This window comes from Acinetobacter sp. NIPH 1852 (assembly GCF_022549455.1).
In the GTDB taxonomy this organism is placed as follows: Bacteria; Pseudomonadota; Gammaproteobacteria; order Pseudomonadales; family Moraxellaceae; genus Acinetobacter.
The window spans coordinates 97994-116809 of sequence record NZ_JAKZGG010000004.1; the positions used below are offsets into that span (position 1 = coordinate 97994).

Annotated in this window: 19 protein-coding genes and 1 pseudogene; 6 read left to right on the forward strand and 14 right to left on the reverse strand. The window is 39.2% G+C overall.

Features of this window, described 5'->3' with window-relative positions:
• Positions 1-16: 16 nt before the first annotated feature.
• Positions 17-646: an arylesterase gene (locus MMO38_RS04860; protein WP_241322768.1), complete on the forward strand. Its 630-nt coding sequence runs from the start codon at positions 17-19 to the stop codon at positions 644-646.
• A gap of 19 nt (positions 647-665) precedes the next feature.
• Here the strand turns inward: MMO38_RS04860 and aac(6')-I are convergent, their stop codons facing one another.
• Positions 666-1103, reverse strand: coding sequence for an AAC(6')-Ighjkrstuvwx family aminoglycoside N-acetyltransferase (gene aac(6')-I / locus MMO38_RS04865; protein ID WP_241322769.1), 438 nt, complete (start codon positions 1101-1103; stop codon positions 666-668).
• 89 nt (positions 1104-1192) lie between these two features.
• Complete coding sequence (locus MMO38_RS04870) at positions 1193-1807, reverse strand: carbonic anhydrase (protein WP_005197878.1); 615 nt, start codon at positions 1805-1807, stop codon at positions 1193-1195.
• A 237-nt stretch (positions 1808-2044) separates the two neighbouring features.
• Here MMO38_RS04870 and MMO38_RS04875 point away from each other — a divergent pair, with 237 nt between their 5' ends.
• Both MMO38_RS04875 and MMO38_RS04880 read left to right on the forward strand, forming a co-directional pair.
• Positions 2045-3055, forward strand: coding sequence for an alpha/beta hydrolase (locus MMO38_RS04875; protein ID WP_241322770.1), 1011 nt, complete (start codon positions 2045-2047; stop codon positions 3053-3055).
• 25 nt (positions 3056-3080) lie between these two features.
• A complete protein-coding gene (locus MMO38_RS04880) occupies positions 3081-4091 on the forward strand; it encodes a hypothetical protein (protein ID WP_241322771.1) in 1011 nt (336 codons plus the stop codon).
• A gap of 26 nt (positions 4092-4117) precedes the next feature.
• On the opposite strand, the gene MMO38_RS04885 is transcribed toward MMO38_RS04880, so the two are convergent.
• Together MMO38_RS04885 and nfuA are read right to left on the reverse strand one after the other, a co-directional pair.
• Positions 4118-6163, reverse strand: a complete 2046-nt coding sequence (locus tag MMO38_RS04885) for a ligand-gated channel protein (protein WP_241322772.1) — start codon at positions 6161-6163, stop codon at positions 4118-4120.
• Positions 6164-6336: 173 nt separating this feature from the next.
• A complete protein-coding gene (gene nfuA, locus MMO38_RS04890) occupies positions 6337-6975 on the reverse strand; it encodes a Fe-S biogenesis protein NfuA (RefSeq protein WP_004670351.1) in 639 nt (212 codons plus the stop codon).
• Between the two features lie 154 nt (positions 6976-7129).
• On the opposite strand from nfuA, the gene MMO38_RS04895 reads away from it, so the two are divergent.
• A complete protein-coding gene (locus MMO38_RS04895; protein WP_004670349.1) occupies positions 7130-7747 on the forward strand; it encodes a rhomboid family intramembrane serine protease in 618 nt (205 codons plus the stop codon).
• A gap of 213 nt (positions 7748-7960) precedes the next feature.
• Entirely contained in the window at positions 7961-8140 is a 180-nt protein-coding gene (locus MMO38_RS04900) for a hypothetical protein (protein ID WP_005081751.1), read from the forward strand.
• A 45-nt stretch (positions 8141-8185) separates the two neighbouring features.
• On the opposite strand, the gene epmA is transcribed toward MMO38_RS04900, so the two are convergent.
• The 6 genes from epmA to MMO38_RS04930 form a co-directional block, all read right to left on the reverse strand.
• Positions 8186-9169, reverse strand: a complete 984-nt coding sequence (gene epmA / locus MMO38_RS04905; protein WP_241322773.1) for an EF-P lysine aminoacylase EpmA — start codon at positions 9167-9169, stop codon at positions 8186-8188.
• Entirely contained in the window at positions 9166-10233 is a 1068-nt protein-coding gene (locus MMO38_RS04910) for a 4-phosphoerythronate dehydrogenase (protein WP_241322774.1), read from the reverse strand. Before MMO38_RS04910 ends, epmA begins: the two co-directional genes overlap by 4 nt.
• A gap of 208 nt (positions 10234-10441) precedes the next feature.
• Entirely contained in the window at positions 10442-12076 is a 1635-nt protein-coding gene (gene groL, locus MMO38_RS04915) for a chaperonin GroEL (RefSeq protein WP_004670341.1), read from the reverse strand.
• Between the two features lie 58 nt (positions 12077-12134).
• Positions 12135-12425, reverse strand: a complete 291-nt coding sequence (locus tag MMO38_RS04920; RefSeq protein ID WP_004670340.1) for a co-chaperone GroES — start codon at positions 12423-12425, stop codon at positions 12135-12137.
• 148 nt (positions 12426-12573) lie between these two features.
• Complete coding sequence (locus MMO38_RS04925) at positions 12574-13368, reverse strand: metallophosphoesterase (protein WP_241322775.1); 795 nt, start codon at positions 13366-13368, stop codon at positions 12574-12576.
• Positions 13349-14287 (reverse strand): diacylglycerol kinase family protein, encoded by a 939-nt coding sequence (locus MMO38_RS04930; protein WP_241322776.1) that lies wholly within the window; start codon positions 14285-14287, stop codon positions 13349-13351. The genes MMO38_RS04925 and MMO38_RS04930 overlap by 20 nt, the downstream gene beginning before the upstream one ends.
• A gap of 396 nt (positions 14288-14683) precedes the next feature.
• Here MMO38_RS04930 and MMO38_RS04935 point away from each other — a divergent pair, with 396 nt between their 5' ends.
• The gene (locus MMO38_RS04935; protein WP_004670333.1) at positions 14684-16513 is read left to right on the forward strand and encodes a phosphoenolpyruvate carboxykinase (GTP); all 1830 of its coding nucleotides are present in this window, start codon (positions 14684-14686) and stop codon (positions 16511-16513) included.
• A 278-nt stretch (positions 16514-16791) separates the two neighbouring features.
• On the opposite strand, the gene MMO38_RS04940 is transcribed toward MMO38_RS04935, so the two are convergent.
• The 4 genes and pseudogenes from MMO38_RS04940 to MMO38_RS04955 form a co-directional block, all read right to left on the reverse strand.
• On the reverse strand, positions 16792-17280 hold the full coding sequence (locus MMO38_RS04940; RefSeq protein ID WP_241322777.1) for a hypothetical protein: 489 nt from the start codon (positions 17278-17280) through the stop codon (positions 16792-16794).
• 39 nt (positions 17281-17319) lie between these two features.
• Positions 17320-17658, reverse strand: a pseudogene (locus MMO38_RS04945) (hypothetical protein); the annotation flags it as partial.
• 102 nt (positions 17659-17760) lie between these two features.
• Entirely contained in the window at positions 17761-18324 is a 564-nt protein-coding gene (locus tag MMO38_RS04950) for a hypothetical protein (RefSeq protein WP_241322778.1), read from the reverse strand.
• A gap of 56 nt (positions 18325-18380) precedes the next feature.
• Complete coding sequence (locus MMO38_RS04955) at positions 18381-18656, reverse strand: hypothetical protein (RefSeq protein ID WP_241322779.1); 276 nt, start codon at positions 18654-18656, stop codon at positions 18381-18383.
• Positions 18657-18816 lie beyond the last annotated feature (160 nt).

Below are 18816 nucleotides of genomic sequence, written 5' to 3' on the forward strand. Positions count from 1 at the left end.
CAAATTTTTAACGGTTATGCAAACACCTAAAGTGATCTTATCTATGTCTAAACTGCTTGCCACACTACTGATATGTTTAGTACCAACACTGGTTTCGGCAAAGACGATTTTGATATTGGGTGATAGCCTGAGTGCAGGTTATGGTATTGATGCCAAACAAGGTTGGGTTCACTTATTACAACAACGTTTAGACCAACAGTATCCGAAACAGCACAAGGTGGTCAATGCAAGTGTCAGTGGAGAAACTACCAGTGGCGCGCTGGCAAGATTACCGAAACTATTGCAGACCTATAAACCTGAAGTTGTGGTCATTGAACTAGGCGGAAATGATGGATTACGTGGGCAACCACCACAAATGATTCAAAAGAATTTAGCTCAGTTGGTACAACTCAGTCAGAAACAAAAAGCCAATGTTTTACTATTTGGTATGAAAATACCACCAAATTATGGAACGGCATATAGCACCGCTTTTGAAAATAATTATAAAGTTGTAAGCCAGCAATATCGTATTAAGTTACTGCCCTTCTTTTTGGAAGGTGTCGCAGGTAATAAAAGTTTAATGCAAAATGATCAGGTTCACCCAAATGCCAAAGCACAATCGATTATGCTTAACTTGGCTTATCCGTATATTCGAGGGGCGCTATAAAGCGTTGTGCTAAGTTTGATTAATCTATTTTTTTACTAAAATAAACAACGCTTTCCGTTTCTTGAAAACCCAATGCACGATGCATTGCATGACTGATGACATTGTCCAATGCCGCATCAGATGCAAACTCAGTACAAGAAAATTGTTTTGCCCATGCTTCGACCTGACGAACAAGTAAAGTTGCCACACCTAAGCGACGATATTCTGGAAGTACATAAATGCCTTCTAGAAATGCCACAGGAGAAGTCTCTGTCCCGTTTACGTATTCATACCGAATAGATGCTTCTAGCATCGCAACCGCGTGATGATCCGAATAGGCTAATAATTGTAATGCATGCTTTTCAGCCAATAACTGATGCATCTCTTGCAAATGTGATTCTTCAAGATCATTCCAAAGCTTTATTCTTAGTTTTAACCAATCTTTGAGTGAAGCTTCTGATGCTGGTTTAATATTCATAACATAACCACCACTGCTTTGATGAACAGCGTGAAAAAATAACCTAAATAGAAAAATGGCTAACTTGAAAGTTAGCCATTTATATTATTCTAAAAATCAAAGAACGTCACTTCACCCGTTTCAAGCGAATACTCAGCGCCAACAACGATCATCTTGCCTTTCTCAATTAAGCTTTCCAACACACTTGAACCATGACGTAACTGATTCACTGATGCGAAAACATTTGAACGAACAGCATGAGCAGATAATTTTTTCAAATCATCTTTTAATTCAGTTTGCATCAAAATTTCTACCGAAGGACGCACTCGATTGACGATTGACATCAAATTTGATGATGGCGGTTGATCTGGATTTTTTAAAGTATCAATTGTTGCTTGGATCGCACCACAATGACTATGCCCTAAAACAACAACCACTGCACAATCATATCGTTCAGCGGCAAACTCAACACTGCCGACTTGTGACGGTGCAACGATATTGCCTGCTACACGTATCACGAATAAATCACCTAAGCCCTGGTCAAATACCATTTCAGCAGGCACACGCGAATCTGAACAACCTAGAATGATTGCAAAGGGATTTTGTTCACTTGCCATTTCGGCGCGCTCTTGGTGAGTGAGAAATTTCTGTTGGGTTGCTTCCCCTTTCACAAAACGAGCATTACCAGCTTTTAAACGTTCTAGAGTTTCTTTGGCAGTGAGCATGTATACAATCCATCTATGATTAACATGAGCAAAGAGTTTAATCTGCGCAAGTTTGAAAGTCACTGACCAAAATAGAAACTCATCGAACAAAGGACACTCCTTTGATCATAAAAATGACGCATAAATGATGATTTCATTGGCAAGAATTTCCATACATCTGTAGATTATGCAAATGACTCCCCGAGTAACATCCTCAATAATCAATTGATTTAAGAATAGATCAAGGACTGAGTAAAGATGAATACCCTATTTTCGGTGCCATTGCGTAAGACATTCACTGCCGCATTACTGGCTTGCAGCCTATCAGCAGTTGCAATAAGCACAACACAAGCTGCTGAAATTGAGATGAGTTTTCAAAATTTATTACAACAAGAACGAGCATGGGCTGGCCTACAAAGCAAAACATTAAAAGTAGGCGATATCACATGGTCTTATAGCGAAGGCGGTCAAGCAGGAAAACCAATCGTCGTTTTAATTCATGGTTTAGCCGGCAGTCGAGACAATTGGAATCGAGTCGCACAAGCGTTAACCGCAAATTATCACGTCATTATTCCAGATCTACCTGCCAGTGGGGAAACCCAAGTTCCAAAAGAATTTGATTATTCAGTTCCCAATGTCACCGAAAAATTACGCCGCTTTATCGAAGCAGCTAACCTCACAGGTCCAGCACATATCGCAGGTCACTCACTGGGCGGCTCCGTTGCCATGCTCTATGCAGGTCAATATTCGTTTGAGACCAAGAGCCTGTTCTTAATCAATGCCGCTGGTGTGTATCGCACGGCAACAACGCCGTATTTAAAAGATCCAAATCAAATTAGAAATATGGTGGTGAGCAAAAAAGGTGATTTTAACTTCCTCATGCAACAAGCCATGTATGCTCCGCCTTTTATTCCAAAAGAAATTGCACAAGCCCAAGAGCGGATGATGATTGGACAAGTCGAGCAAACCAAGAAAATGATGGAACAGGTAATCGCGCTAAATAAGCTATACACGCCTGATTCATTTGCTTTGTTGACTAGAGCGATTGACGCACCTACTCTAATTTTGTGGGGAAAACAGGATAAAATCATCAATGTAGAGGTTGCTTCTGAACTCAAATCCCTGTTGAAAAATGCTCAAACGCCTGTGATTCTGGATAAAGTTGGTCACATGCCAATCTTAGAAGCAGATCAATTGGTGGTGCAGCAATATTTGCCATTCTTGAGCAAGATTCAGGCAGCTAAACCTGCAACTGCCCCATCGCCATAAGTTTAAACAAGTGATTTGAAATTTTATGTCTAAACATCCAATGATAGAACAACTAATCGATGCACAACTTGATTTCATCGATCAGGAATTTGCACAAACAGAAACCATTCAACATGAGTTTAAACAGTTCTATCATTGGTTACGTTTACAGCAACTACAACAGATTTGGTCATTTCCACAGATTTTTGAACTGCTTGAAAAACAAATTTTAGCAACACCCGCAAGTTCATTTTTAGTTGAGCAAATTGCTGAGCACATCCGTTTCGCTTTGATTCATCCGCTGAATGAGCAAACCACAATTGAAGATGTCATCCCCGTTTTAACCATCGATTCGATTGCACAATACGTTGCCAGTAAAAGTGGTCATCGCCAACGTCTGATCAAAACCATAGTCAACAACCCTGCTTTTTCTGCGCTGATTACGCAACTGATCCAACATTCGATTCAAGACTATTTAGATAATTCAGTGATGTCTAAACGTGTTCCTAGTGTCGGGCATTTTATGAAAATGGGCAAATCAGTTTTGGAAACAGTGACTGATTCTAATCTCAATGAAACCATTGGCCACTATTTGCAAAAGAATATTTTAAAAATTAGCCAAATGAGTGAGAAAGTTTTAAATCAACATTTTAACGATGATAAGCTCTATCACTTTCAGGCCAATCTTTGGCATAAAATTAAAGTCATGCCTTTATCGGTATTGCGGAACTATGTCGAAGTACAGGATTTACCTAAAACGGTCGGCATGGGACATGATATTTGGGAGCATATTCGTCAAACAGATTATTTAAAACAACAAGTTCATGATGGTGTTTATGCATGGTATGCACGAAACCAAGAGCGGACTTTTGATTTGTTATTACGTGATCTAAATATTGACGAAAATTTAATTGAAAATGAATTAAGCAACTTACTAGCGCCTATCTTAGGACAAGTCATTCAAACGGGTTATCTAAGACAACGTGCTCGCACTTATTTAGAAAAGTTTTATTATTCAGAACATGTGACTGAAATATTCAAAAAACAAGGCGCTTAAAGCGCCTTGTTTGCGCTATATCGAACTTAGAAGCTATACGTCACGCCAAGATTGTAACGACGACCATCGAGCACATAATTATAGGTCTCTGTATCAATCTCTTTATCGAACAGATTGTAAACACCCGCCGCAAAGGCGATATTTTGTGTTGGTTTGTAGTTCAATCCGACATCAACCATCGTATAGGCAGGTTTACCCTTTGCCATCTCGGTGCGACTTAAATAATCAGAGGTTTTGCTGCGGTAGTTGACTCGCCCCCAACTTGAGAACTGATCATTAATCTCCCAATCTGCGGTGGTATTGAACATATGTTTTGGCATTTCATTTAGCGGTTTGCCTTTATTTATACCGCTTTTTTGTTCTGTATCAGTAAAAGTATAATTGGCACGTAAGTTCACATTTGGCAAAAATTTCCAACCAAAAGTCATTTCAGCACCACGCATATTGGCTTTATCCACATTCTCACGCAGACTGACAAAATCAAATTTTTCACCTAACCAATCACAGCCACGTGACCCAGCATCTCCCTGACAAGTTCTTACTTCAGTAATTTTATCTTTAAATTCACTGTTAAAAATTGTTAAACCTGCATTCAGATTATCGAGATTGTCCCAGTTAAATGAAACTTCATAGTTCACACTTTTCTCAGGTTTTAAGTCAGGATTTCCGACAATAACGCCATTGCTTTGGCCTCCACCTGTAGCTTGTCCCCATTCTGCAACAGTTGCACGCAGTGCTGGTGTTTTATAGCCCGTCGATATGCCACCCTTAATCACCCAATTGTCATTTAAGCCCCAGACTCCATACACTTTTGGACTCCAATGATCACCAAATTTTTCGTCTTTATCTAAACGGAGTGAGCTGGTCAAAGTAAAGTCATCAACAATATTCCATGCATTTTCAGCAAATAATGCCCAGCTATAACGATCAAGATGTGAAATAGGTTTTGCACCACCCACACTCAATTGGTTACCTTGATCATCTAATTCTTCTTTTAAATACATACCACCAAAACTAAGGCTATGACGATCAAAATTAATTTTATTGATTGTATTAAATGTGGTGTTGGTCGCTTCCATATTGCGTGATGGATTATCATTTTCTTCACGCTGAATATAGGAATTTGTTTCTACAGCACCAATTTGACCGCGATGCGTTAAGCTATATTCTGTACGGTAATAATTGGTGAGTGAGTCTGTAGGATACTCACCACGTTTATTTGGTTTGTTTTCTATTGTTTTACCCACGGTTGCGTTACGCGCTTGAATAGAGCGTTGATATTCCAAATCAATAGTGTGGTCATCATTCGGTGTTAAGCTAAATGCCGCACCGCCTGCACGCATTTTTTGTTTCTTATAACCCCCATAGATATCATCTTCATCACGTTGGGAAAATAAACCATTGGCTTTAAATGATAAAAGATTGGCAATCAACGGCCCTGAAATATATGCATTTGATTGATATAAGTTACCTGAGTTTGAGTTCTCTTGTAGTGTAGTATCAAGTTTGATTGATCCCGTCCATTCCGTGGCATTTTTTTTGGTAATGATGTTAATCACGCCACCCATTGCATCTGAACCATACAAACCTGACATCGGGCCTCGAATCACTTCGATGCGTTCAATCGCACCAATGTTTGGTAACCAACCCTGTTCAATCCCTGAGTTATCGCTATTTGGTCGAACTGAACGGGTATTTATTTTTTTCCCATCGACCATAATCACCGTATAAGCGCTGCTCATACCACGAATACTAATATCGCTTGAGCTACCACCACCCGTTACAACAACACCTGGCACATCTTTTAGTGCATCTGTCACATCACGATATGCTTTCTTATTAATTTCTTCTTGTGTGAGAACGGAAATTGACGCTGCAGCCTTTTTAATATCTTGTTCAAATCCACTTGCAGTAACGACAATAGTACTCAGTTGAGTTGCATTATTATTACTATATTTTTCATCTTTATTATTCGTTTTTATTTCGGCTTCATTTGCTGAAGCATTCCCAACTGAGCACATCCCTATTAGAACAGATATAGATAGCAATGAGAGAGCTGACTGTTTAGACATATAAATTCCAATAAATTAACATATGATTTAAAAGTGGATATTTCACGTATCATGGTAACAATATTGGATATAATTGTAAACAGTAGTGATAATTACTATCATTAATAAAATTACATTTGATAAAAAAATAGTCTCATTTAAGAGACTATTTGGATCTTACTTTTAGCGTTAAATTACTTAAAATAAGCACCTTCTGCTTGCGTATGATCGGTCTGGTCAACCACACGTTTTAATTCAGGGATATGTTGTTGTAAAGTCGTTTCAACGCCCTGTTTCAAGGTCACATCAATCGCTGAACAACCTTGACAACCACCACCAAATTTCAATACCGCAGTAAGGCCGTGTTCTGGGTCATCTTTGACTTCAACCAAACTACAATTACCGCCATGCCCTTCCAATCCTGGGTTAATCTCAGATTGCAAGATATAGGTAATACGTTCTTCGATAGATGCATCAGGCCCCACACGCGGAACTTTTGAGTTCGGTGCACGGAAAGTCAATTGACCACCAAAACGATCTTTGTTGTAGTCAATCACCGCATCGACCAAATACGGAATTGATGGTGCATCTACATAAGCAGGAAAATCTGGATAATCCTGTTTATAATCGGTCGGTGCAACCTCATCAGGCGCACTGTAAGCCATACAGCACTCAGCACGTGGCGTACCTGGATGCTCTACAAAAACACGAACGCCAATTCCTGGAGTATTTTGCTTTTCTAATAAATCGCTCAAATACTCTTGTGCAGAGGGAGTAATTAAAAGGTTTGGAATTTGTTCTGCTGCGGCAGTGTTGGTGTTCTCAGTCGACATAACATTAATCCTCAAGCTGATGTCGTTATATTAACCGAAGATGGAGGGTAATTAAAAAAAATCAACCATTTTTGTAGGAATTCTATGCAAGATCATTGTTAATTCGCTTTTTAATGGCATTATTGCCTAGACACTGATCAAATTCGAAACGTTTATGTTACATCTACCTTTTAACCATACTGTGACGCTGATTATTATCACAGTGGCAATTTCTTTACTGGCCTTTTCTAACTCTCGCGTAATGAACCGTCTGATCTTTTGGCCGCCTGCGATGCAACGCGGACAATATGATCGATTTATCTCCCATGGCTTCATTCATGCAGATGGCACACATTTACTTTTCAATATGATCACGCTGTTTTTCTTCGGCAATATCATTGAAAGTTTTTACCGTCAGTTTTTCTATGACATGGGCTTTGTGCTGTTTTATTTGGGTGGATTAATTTTTGCAATTTTACCGAGCTACTTAAAGCATCGAAATGACACGCATTGGGCAAGTCTTGGCGCATCGGGTGCTGTTTCCGCGGTTTTATTTGCCTATATTTTATTCCAGCCATGGAACCTGATTTTTGTGTTCTTTATTCCTGTTCCAGCCATTATTTTTGCCATTTTATATGTGGCTTATAGCGTCTGGTCAGGCAAACGTGGTAACAGCAATATCAACCATAGCGCCCACTTATGGGGAGCTGCTTACGGTATTGTCGTGACGATCATCTTAGAGCCTAGAGTGGTTCCGCATTTCCTCAATCAACTGACCAAATTGCCATTTTAAACAATAAAAAACAAGCCTCCAACTGAGGCTTGTTTTTCAAATATACACATCAAATTTGCTCTGACCTTCTTATTATCATTACTTTGATCGATTTCACCTGTATCAGCATCAGCCAAATTTAACCAAAGCATAGAACTGTATAAAAAAGCAACTCGTAAAAAAGATGAGATAGGCTTAAAATTTAATCAGATCAAATACACAGGGTGTATCAATATGAAAATAATTTTATTGAGCTTAAGTATTTTATTCTGTCTGAGCCTATCTGCATGTGCGGTACATACCCCACGTGGCAGCGTGGTGATTGACCCAGATGGCTATGACCACAGATACCATCGTCAAGGCGGTAAGGGAGATTTCTGCCCACCAGGACTGGCAAAACAAGGGCGTTGCTAATCATTTAAAAGCGTCTAAATGATGTACATGTGGACGCCTTTAAGTTCAAGCAATTTCTGCTGGAAAGGCGATGACTTGATCAATTTTAACCTGATTCATCACCACCATCAGTAAGCGGTCTATTCCCAACGCAATACCTGAGCATTCAGGCATATTAGGTAGTGCTGCCAATAAATACTGATCGGTTGGAATGATAGGCAAACTTTGCTTGCTACGTTCCATATTATCTGCCTCAAAACGAGCAGCTAAAATATCTGCATCCAAAAGTTCATCATAGGCATTTGCTAATTCTAAGCCTTCGATATAAACCTCAAAGCGTGCAGCAACCAGTTCACCATCTTGATCTGTTTTGACTTTTGCTAACGATGCCATTTCAGGTGGAAAATCAGTCAAAAATACAGGCGCATCGAAGCCCAAACTTGGTTCAACAAAATGAGAAAATAATAAATCCATGTAGCCAAGACGATCATCGCCAAGATCAAGATTTAGCCCCACTCTGTTAGCGGTATCTTTGAGTTGCTTTAATGTGGCTTGTAATGGATTAATGTCTAAACGATCCTGAAAAGCGTGTTTATAACTTAAAATAATCGGACGTATTTCCCCAAAACGATGCGCCAAACAACTTTCTAATAAGTCTGCTGTTTCATGCATCAGTCCTTTTAAATCCATTGCAGGGCGATACCACTCCAACATAGTAAATTCGCTATTGTGCTTACGTCCATGTTCATCATCACGGAAAACTTTACAGATTTGATAGATCGGACCACTACCACTCGCCAGTAAACGTTTCATTGGAAACTCTGGTGAGGTTTGTAAATATTGGGTACTTAACTTGCCATGAATGTGTCGCTGCACTTGCACCGAAGCCAAATGCACATCGGTTACACCTGCCTGAGATAAAATTGGTGTTTCTACTTCCATGACATCACGCTCAGCAAAGAACTGGCGAATCTTCTGATACATTGCGGCACGCGCTTTTAGTGCTTCAATGGAACAGGTCGGTTGATAAGTTTTCATATTTTGACTCATGCTTTTGGGCCTCCGTGTGCGGCCCACTCACGGCGCAATGGATAGTTTTTACGGAGTAAATCAAATGCTGACTGCTGTACCTTTCCATCTTGAACACAGGCGCGAAGTTGCTGATCATCATCAGCAATATTATAAATTTGTGTGAGATACTTCTTGAGTACCGCTTTTAAATCCTGCTGATCAAAGTATTGTTCAACGCTCGGTAACTGGCTTTCAAATTGCTTCGATGCGTTATAGCCGAACCGATTGCAAAAAGCCTCATAGATCATCTGCGTGCCTCTGGCCTTACCTTCCAAACTATAGCCTGCAATATGCGGGGTCGCTAATGCCAGCAGATCCAATAATTGTTCTGAAATTTCTGGTTCAAACTCAAATACATCCAGTACCACTTGGCGTTTGGTTTTTTTAATATCCGCCATCAATGCCGATTGTTTTACGACTGCCCCACGCGCACTATTAATTAAAATAGCTGTAGCTTTCATTGCAGAAAAGGCAGCATCATCAAATAAATGCTGTGTTGGATAATCGCCTGACAACGTTAAAGGTACATGAATTGAAATCGCATCTGCACGTTTCAAAAGCTCATTGAAAGAGACATTTTCAATGCCATCAAGTTGTACATACGGATCATAGCCGATCACTTGCCAACCCAATAATTGGGCCATTGTTGCCAATCGTTTCCCAACATTACCTAAGCCCACAATCGCTAAGGTAAATTGATGGTCTTTTTCTAATAATTCAATATTTAAATGCAGTAATGCGGTAATCACATATTCAGCAACCGCTTGAGCATTACAGCCTGCGGCATTACTCCATGCAATCTTATGTTGTTCTAAAGCGTGGATATCGAGATGATCTGTTCCGATGGTTGCGCTACCAACAAATTGAATTTTAGTTTGATCAATCAAAGCCTGATCGACTTTAGTAACAGATCGAACCAACAGCGCATCTGCATCTTGTACATCCTGATGCGTCAATGTACGCCCTGCTTTATGCTGTATTTCTGCAAATTCCGCAAAAAAATAATCGGTAAATGCCAAATTTTCATCTGCGATAATTTTCATGCAGCGCTTTCCATCTATGAGTCTGCGCTTATTATCCTTAGCATCGAGGAAATTGACAAATCAAATCTCGATTTTCTAATAACAATGTCGACCATGATTACAGTTTTGAAGATGCGGATATTGATTTGAGTGAAATACAAAATCATAAATTTCAGGCATAAAAAATCCCTGCATATGCAGGGATCTTTGGATCTAGACGAAGATGTAATTACATCATGCCGCCCATACCACCCATACCGCCCATATCAGGAGCAGATGGTTTATCTTCAGGAAGATCAGTAATCATACATTCTGTTGTTAACATCAAACCAGCAACAGAAGCTGCGTGCTCAAGAGCAGAACGCGTTACTTTAGCAGGGTCAAGAATACCCATTTCTAACATGTCGCCATATTCGCCAGTTGCAGCATTATAACCAAAGTTACCTTCACCTGCTTTTACTGCATTGATGACAACCGATGGCTCATCACCTGAGTTGGCAACGATTTGACGAAGTGGCGCTTCGATCGCACGACGTAGGATGTTAATCCCCGCTGTTTGATCGTCATTTGCACCTTTCAGATTTTCAAGGGCATTGACAGCACGTACCAGTGCAACACCACCACCCGCAACAACACCTTCTTCGACAGCAGCACGTGTTGCATGAAGTGCGTCATCTACGCGGTCTTTTTTCTCTTTCATTGCAACTTCAGTCGCAGCACCGATTTTAATTACGGCAACACCGCCTGCTAATTTAGCAACGCGTTCTTGAAGTTTTTCTTTGTCATATTCAGAGCTAGACTCTTCGATTTGACCACGGATTTGTTGCACACGTTCAGAGATTTGAGCTGCATTACCAGCACCATCAACGATCACAGTATTTTCTTTAGATACAGTGATTTTATGCGCAGTACCTAAGTCTTGAAGAGAAGCTTGTTCTAAAGACATACCCACTTCTTCGGAAATCACAGTCGCGCCTGTTAAGATCGCGATGTCTTGAAGCATTGCTTTACGACGATCACCAAAACCAGGTGCTTTAACCGCACATACTTTAATGATACCGCGCATGTTGTTTACAACAAGTGTAGCAAGCGCTTCGCCTTCAACATCTTCAGCGATAATTAAAAGTGGCTTACCTGTTTTAGCAACCGCTTCTAATACCGTAATCAATTCACGGATGTTGCTGATTTTTTTATCAACAAGAAGAATGAACGGATTTTCAAGTTCAGCCGTTAAAGTTTCTTGTTTGTTCGCAAAATATGGAGAGATATAACCACGATCAAACTGCATACCCTCTACAACGTCTAAAGAGTCTTCGAAGCCAGAACCTTCTTCTACAGTGATAACGCCTTCTTTACCTACTTTTTCCATTGCTTGCGCAATCAACTTACCAACAGTTGTGTCAGAGTTCGCAGAGATTGAACCCACTTGTTCAATCGCTTTGAAATCATCAGCAGGTTTTGCATTGGCACGGATATTTTCAACTACAGTTTTCACTGCGATGTCGATACCACGTTTCAAATCCATTGGGTTCATACCTGCAGTTACAGATTTGATCCCTTCATTTAAGATTGCTTGAGCAAGTACAGTTGCAGTCGTAGTACCGTCACCAGCGATGTCGTTTGTTTTGCTTGAAACTTCACGAACAAGTTGAGCACCCATGTTTTCAAACTTGTCTTTAAGTGAAATTTCTTTCGCAACAGTCACACCATCTTTAGTGATGTGTGGCGCACCGAAAGAACGGTCGATCACAACGTTACGGCCTTTAGGACCTAAAGTTACTTTTACAGCATCTGCAAGGATATTTACGCCTGCGATCATTTTTGAGCGAGCTGAATCACCAAATTTTACGTCTTTAGCTGACATATTAAACTCCGAATCTTTTTAAATACTTAATCTGATAATAAAATGAGTTATGTGTCGATTAGCCTTCTAGCACAGCTAAGATATCTGACTCTTTCATAATCAAGAGTTCTTCACCACTCACTTTAACGGTTGTACCTGCATATGCACCAAACAATACTTTGTCACCAACTTTGACATCCAAAGCACGTACACCGCTATCTGTGATTTGACCGTTACCGACTGCAATTACTTCACCTTGTAATGGTTTTTCAGCAGCAGAACCTGGCAATAAAATACCACCAGCAGTTTTGGTTTCTTCTTCTACGCGACGAATCACAACGCGATCATGTAATGGACGAATGTTGCTCATAATTAACTCCATCAGACTTAGTCTTTTTGATTAATTTGTACTGCTACTCCAGTAGCAATAAACAAAATTTTGATATGCCACTTTTGTGGGGTTAAAAAAAAAGGCTTCAAGGGGAAAAACAAAAAATATTCTACTTTTTGATGCTTTTTCAGACATCATCATCATTGCTGTTTAAAATCGTCGCTTTTTCATGCTTTTCGAACTGCTTTTTTTGTTCATCAAACCAATAATGTTCAATCACACCATCCGCTAAAATCACATTAAAACTATTCGGCAAACCAAAACGTACCCGATTGGATATCGCTGTTCCTGCATGAATATCCAAAATAGGATGATCAAATCCCAAATGGAAAATCTGGTTTAAATCATGCACTGCGACCTTATGTAAATGCCCATGCAATAAACCAAACAATCCCGTTTCGCCCCACTTTTGTAGTGCTACTTTTCCAAGCACAGGACAATCTTTGCCGCCATGATCATCTGGAAATGTATAAAAAGGTTGATGAAAAACACCTAGCTTGATTTTATCTGATGCTGCATTTTTTAATTTTTCATAGGTCTCATTGATCTGATCAAATGAAATATGACCGCGCGTATGATAACGCCTGCGAATGCTATTTATTCCAACAATATAGAAATGCTCCGTTTCTAAAGTCGTTTCCAGATCACCAAAAAACATTTGATAGCGTAGAAAAGGCGAAAAGAAGCGATTCCAAACATGATACAGCGGAATATCATGATTGCCCGGCACCACCAAATAAGGAATCGATAGACCGTCTAGAAACTGACGACACGCATAAAACTGTTTAAGGCGAGCACGTTGAGTCAAATCACCACTCACCACAATTGCTTCAGGGTGATGTTGCTGACAAAACAGTTTAATCGCGCTCATACACGCTTCGCGCTCAGTACCAAAATGCAGATCAGACAGATGTAACAACATTTGGAACCATCACTTTTAAAGCCGATTTTTTAACAGCGAAGTTTAATGGTGTTTGCATTTCCATTAACTCCCCATCTACTGCTACCGTTATTGTGGTCTTTTTACAACCCACCTGTATCTGCTCAGCGCAAAAGGTATATACATCAGAGGCTTGATCAATTTTTCCTTGAATTAACTTCAACAACATTTTTAACAAACTAAATCGATCACTTTTCGCCACCACGACCCCAGCAAGTTTGCCATTGGCTGCACATTCCGCAATTCTAAGTTTCAAATCACTGAGTTGAAGTTGATTATTTCCAAAGAAAATTAGCGGCGTACTCACTGGATGTTTTTGTCCATCGACGGTCACAGCCAATTTTAAAGATTTATGCTCTCGGAGCAGCACATCTAAGCCCGATGTATAGGCGTGCAAAGGAAATCGCCCAAAGCGTTTGTTGTACAACTCACGTTTCTTAATAAATAACGGATATAAACCTAGACTGGCATTATTCAAGTAAATTTGATCATTTATAGTCGCAACATGCACATCATGTACCTTTCCTGTCGCAATCACTTCCGCTGCTTGTTGTACATCAATCGGAATATTTAACGCTCGAGCAACGTAGTTAAACGTACCTAGCGGTATGATTCCCATTGGGATATCGGTATGCATCAAGCGCTTTGCAACCGCGTTTAAAGTACCATCTCCGCCTGCGGCAATCACCACTCCGCAATCATCAGCCTGTTGATGTCTCACTAAAATAGCTTCCATCATTTCACCAAAATCAACTGTTTGATTTAACTCAAAGACCTGAATTTCAAAACCATATTGAGTCCAAAATGTCATGAGGCGCTCATATTCTTCATCTTGTTGTGCGGCATGAAATCCAGATTTTTGATTATATATAATAGAGAGTGGACGTAAATTTGGATGCATAAAGATCAAACTTAAGGCTGTTAATAGCTGTATTTTTGTGTACAAAAGCAACAAATGAAAGCTTGTTTATGTAAATTTTGAATGAGCATAATTCATTTTATCAATAATAATTCTCAAGAAACACACAAACAGTAAGATATTGTTATTTATTAATATTTTTAATAAAAATAACACCTATAAATATATCGTATACTGTATTGAAAAAACATTCAAACGATCAAAAACAACCACTTAGGTAGATATAAACAGCGTTTCATTAACAGTAGATAACATTCTTGGCTCTTATTTTTTTTTCGATTTTATGCTTTAATACAGCCACTTTTTTTACTTCATCTATTTTCATTGTATCCCAATGAATAGAACTGTACGTCGTACACACTTTAAAAAGGCATCACCATGACCCAAGTGAACGCACCAGAATTCGTTCGTCACCCTAAGCTTATTGCATGGGTGGAAGAGATTGCAAAATTAACCAAACCAGCAAAAATTGAATGGTGTGACGGAAGCGAAGAAGAATATCAACGTCTGATCGACTTGATGATCGCTAACGGCACCATGCAAAAACTTAACCAAGAAAAGCATCCTGGTTCATATCTTGCAAATTCTGATCCTTCTGATGTTGCTCGTGTTGAAGACCGCACTTATATTTGCTCTGCAAACCAAGAAGATGCTGGCGCGACGAATAACTGGGTTGCACCTGCGGAAATGCGCACAAAATTAAATGGATTGTTTGATGGTGCAATGGAAGGCCGTACCATGTATGTGGTTCCTTTCTCAATGGGTCCGTTAGGTAGCCACATTGCACACATTGGTATTGAACTTACAGATTCACCTTACGTTGCTGTTTCGATGAAGAAAATGGCGCGTATGGGCAAAGCGGTTTATGACGTCCTTGGTACAGACGGTGAATATGTACCTTGCGTACACACTGTTGCAGCTCCTCTTGCCGCTGGTGCAAAAGATGTTGCATGGCCATGCAACAATGAAAAATATATCGTCCATTATCCAGAAACGCGTGAAATCTGGTCTTACGGTTCTGGTTACGGTGGTAACGCGTTACTGGGTAAAAAATGCTTAGCATTACGTATTGCTTCTGCAATGGGTCGTGAACAAGGTTGGTTAGCTGAACACATGCTAATTTTAGGCGTAACCAATCCTCAAGGTGAAAAACATTACATCGCAGCGGCATTCCCTTCTGCATGTGGTAAAACTAACTTTGCTATGTTGATTCCACCAGCAGGTTATGAAGGTTGGAAGATTGAAACTGTAGGTGACGATATTGCTTGGATCAAACCAGGTGAAGATGGTCGTTTATATGCAATCAACCCAGAAGCTGGTTTCTTCGGTGTTGCACCTGGTACAAATACCAAAACCAACCCGAACTGCATGGCAACTATGCACAAAGATGTCATCTATACCAACGTTGCTGTAACTGATAACGGTGAAGTATGGTGGGAAGGTCTTTCTAAAGAAGTTCCAGCGAACCTGACTAACTGGAAAGGTCAACCGCATACTGGCGAAGACAAAGCTGCTCATCCAAATGCGCGCTTCACAGTTTCTGCTGGTCAATGCCCTTCGATTGACGCTGACTGGGAAAATCCAGCAGGTGTTCCAATCTCAGCATTCATCTTCGGTGGTCGCCGTGCGGACACAGTGCCTTTAGTATCAGAAGCTTTTGATTGGGTTGATGGCGTGTATAAAGCTGCAACCATGGGTTCTGAAACAACTGCTGCGGCTGTTGGTCAACAAGGTATTGTTCGTCGTGATCCATTTGCGATGCTTCCTTTCGCTGGTTATAACATGGCTGATTACTTCGGTCACTGGTTACAACTTGGTCAAGAAGTTGGTGCTAAAGCAGAAGCTGCTGGTAACAAATTACCAAAAATCTTCAATGTAAACTGGTTCCGTCGTGATGCTGAAGGCAACTTCGTATGGCCTGGTTTCGGTCAAAACATGCGTGTTCTTGAGTGGATCATTGATCGTTGTGAAGGTCGTGCTGAAGCGACTGAAACACCAATCGGTCTAGTTCCAACTTATGAGCAATTGAACTGGGAAGGTATTGATTTCTCTAAAGAACAATTCAATACTGTTACTGCGCAAGATAAAGATCAATGGATCAAAGAGCTTGAGAGCCACACTGAGTTATTTACTAAACTTGGTGATCGTTTACCTCAAGCACTTAAAGATCGTCAAAATGAATTATTAAATGCGGTTAAATCTGCTTAATAATAAAAGACAATAAAAAGGTCGCTTCGGCGACCTTTTTTGTTGTGTGATGACTGAGCATTTGAAATTAATAAAACCTGCTTCATAACTAAAACAGGTTTTAAGAAACGGTAACTACCAATATTAGTTATTCTTTAGACAATACATTAATACACCTGAAATAAAATGTCCTGTTCGAGGTAACTAAAGTATCCTTATTTCAAATTACTAGCAATAATAATTTTTATTCTCTTCGGATTTATTCTTGCATTAAAATATTTACCCCAACAGGAAATAAATCAAAATGTTCTAGTAAACCATTTTTTTAGCGTCTCTTCTGAGAGTTCACCATTATCATAAATTTCTCTAAATACATATAAAGCAATACTGAAGTCTTGATTAACATATTGAGCTTCCCATTCATCATCATACGGTGAAAATACAAAAACTTCTGTAGGTTTTTCAGCAGAGTTATTTAAAAGGCTAAAATATCCCCCCTGTGGATACCTTTCACACTCATCAATTGAACATGCCAATAAATAACCATATCTCGGATCACAAACAAAACTATACCTATCATAAATGATAAATCCTGTAACCTCCCTAAACTCCACATATAATCCATCATTATCTACTGGCTGTACCTTTTCGACAATAAACTCACCACCATTCTTATAGATACTCTCAAGCCATTCAACAATAGTTCTCCACTCGGTCTCAAGATAATTAATTTTATAACTGTTAACAAGAGGCTTTCGCACCACATAACTCAGCTGATAAAGAAACATTTTCTTTCCTTAATAACTTATCGACCGTAAAAAGGGGTTTGGGAATGGGCTGCCATCTTCAAATCGTTTTAATGTAATATTATTTATAAATAAATCATAAGCCTGCCGATAGCAATGAGGACAGGCAGGTAAAGATTTTAGAAAGCGTCTGTTATGATCATGGTAAGACTCTTGATTATTCGGAGCTTCCATAAATAAAATAGGATCGCTACGCCCTGTTATCCATATAATTGTATGACAATTACCACATTGTGCACCTAAAGGTTCAGCCCTTTCGTACTGATTAATCCTATATTGCAAACCATGTTGTTGATATTATTTTAAATAGTAAGGAATCACCGCTATCTCGCTTGCTGCAACCTGATGCAATTCTCTCATTGAATGACTCCTTTATTTCTTATCAATTAAAATAGGTTTCTCTAAAAAGCTCAATTTTTACGAGTCCATAAAATTATTTTGAAAGTTTTACACTAGTTTAATTCAATCACATTTTTTTAGATATTCGGGATTAAACTTAATTTTATTTACATCCGATCTACTAAACACCTTTCTTGGAATATCAATAGTATCACGCGCTGTAAACCATAATGATTTAGTCATAATAGCACTAGTTCCATCCATCGTGACCGATCTACCCGTAACAGGATCAACAACATGTTCTTGCCATGAAGGAATAACGGCCAAAATATTACGGTATTCCCCTTGCTCTAATTTAGCAACAATACGTGGAGCATAATATCCCAAAGAGTCATAAACCTCGTAAACCCTAAAAATACTTAATCTTGTAAAATGAGGAATGTCACCTATCTCTTGGTAACCTATCGTATCGATCGTAAAGGGTGGATGCCAGTTTTTGGTTGTTCGTAAGCTATAATTCGTTGTACCATAATCTTTAAATTTTTTCCTAGACAATATCATGTCTTGTTGCGTTACCAAGCATAAACCATCCACCTCATGCGACAAGATTCTAGGTGTAGCACAAGCGGTAAGTATTGAAAGAGCTAATAAAAGTCCACAACATCTTATTAAGTTTTTAATATTCATGTATTACTCATTATGATCGGAAATTTTTAAAATAACTCATACTTTGCCAAAGAAGCTTATTCACTATCAATAAAATTCTTAAGAATATCTGAAATGTAATGCCCTATTCGACGATCTGTACTCGCAATAACGAATGATAAAGGACAGTCTCTAAAAAACTCACTTTTAATTTCAGGCAAATTATAAAATGCATGTTTTGGATTATCCAACTCTATAATCCATTTACCTCCCAAATATTTTCTAAATGTTTCACCAATATAACGTGCATAACCATCAACGGTATGTGTTTCTCGTTGAAGGGAAATCTCATCAGTTGTTGGATACCGCTCCAATATCCAATGCTCCAAGATATTCAATGAATCTATTGAATAATCCAACTTCTCACTAATTTATTTTGGCAAAGCATCATGCATACGTCCTATAGCATCACGCATTTCCATTAACCAATATTGAAAGCTGTCAAACCTTTCTTCTCTAGTTTTCAAATTAAGA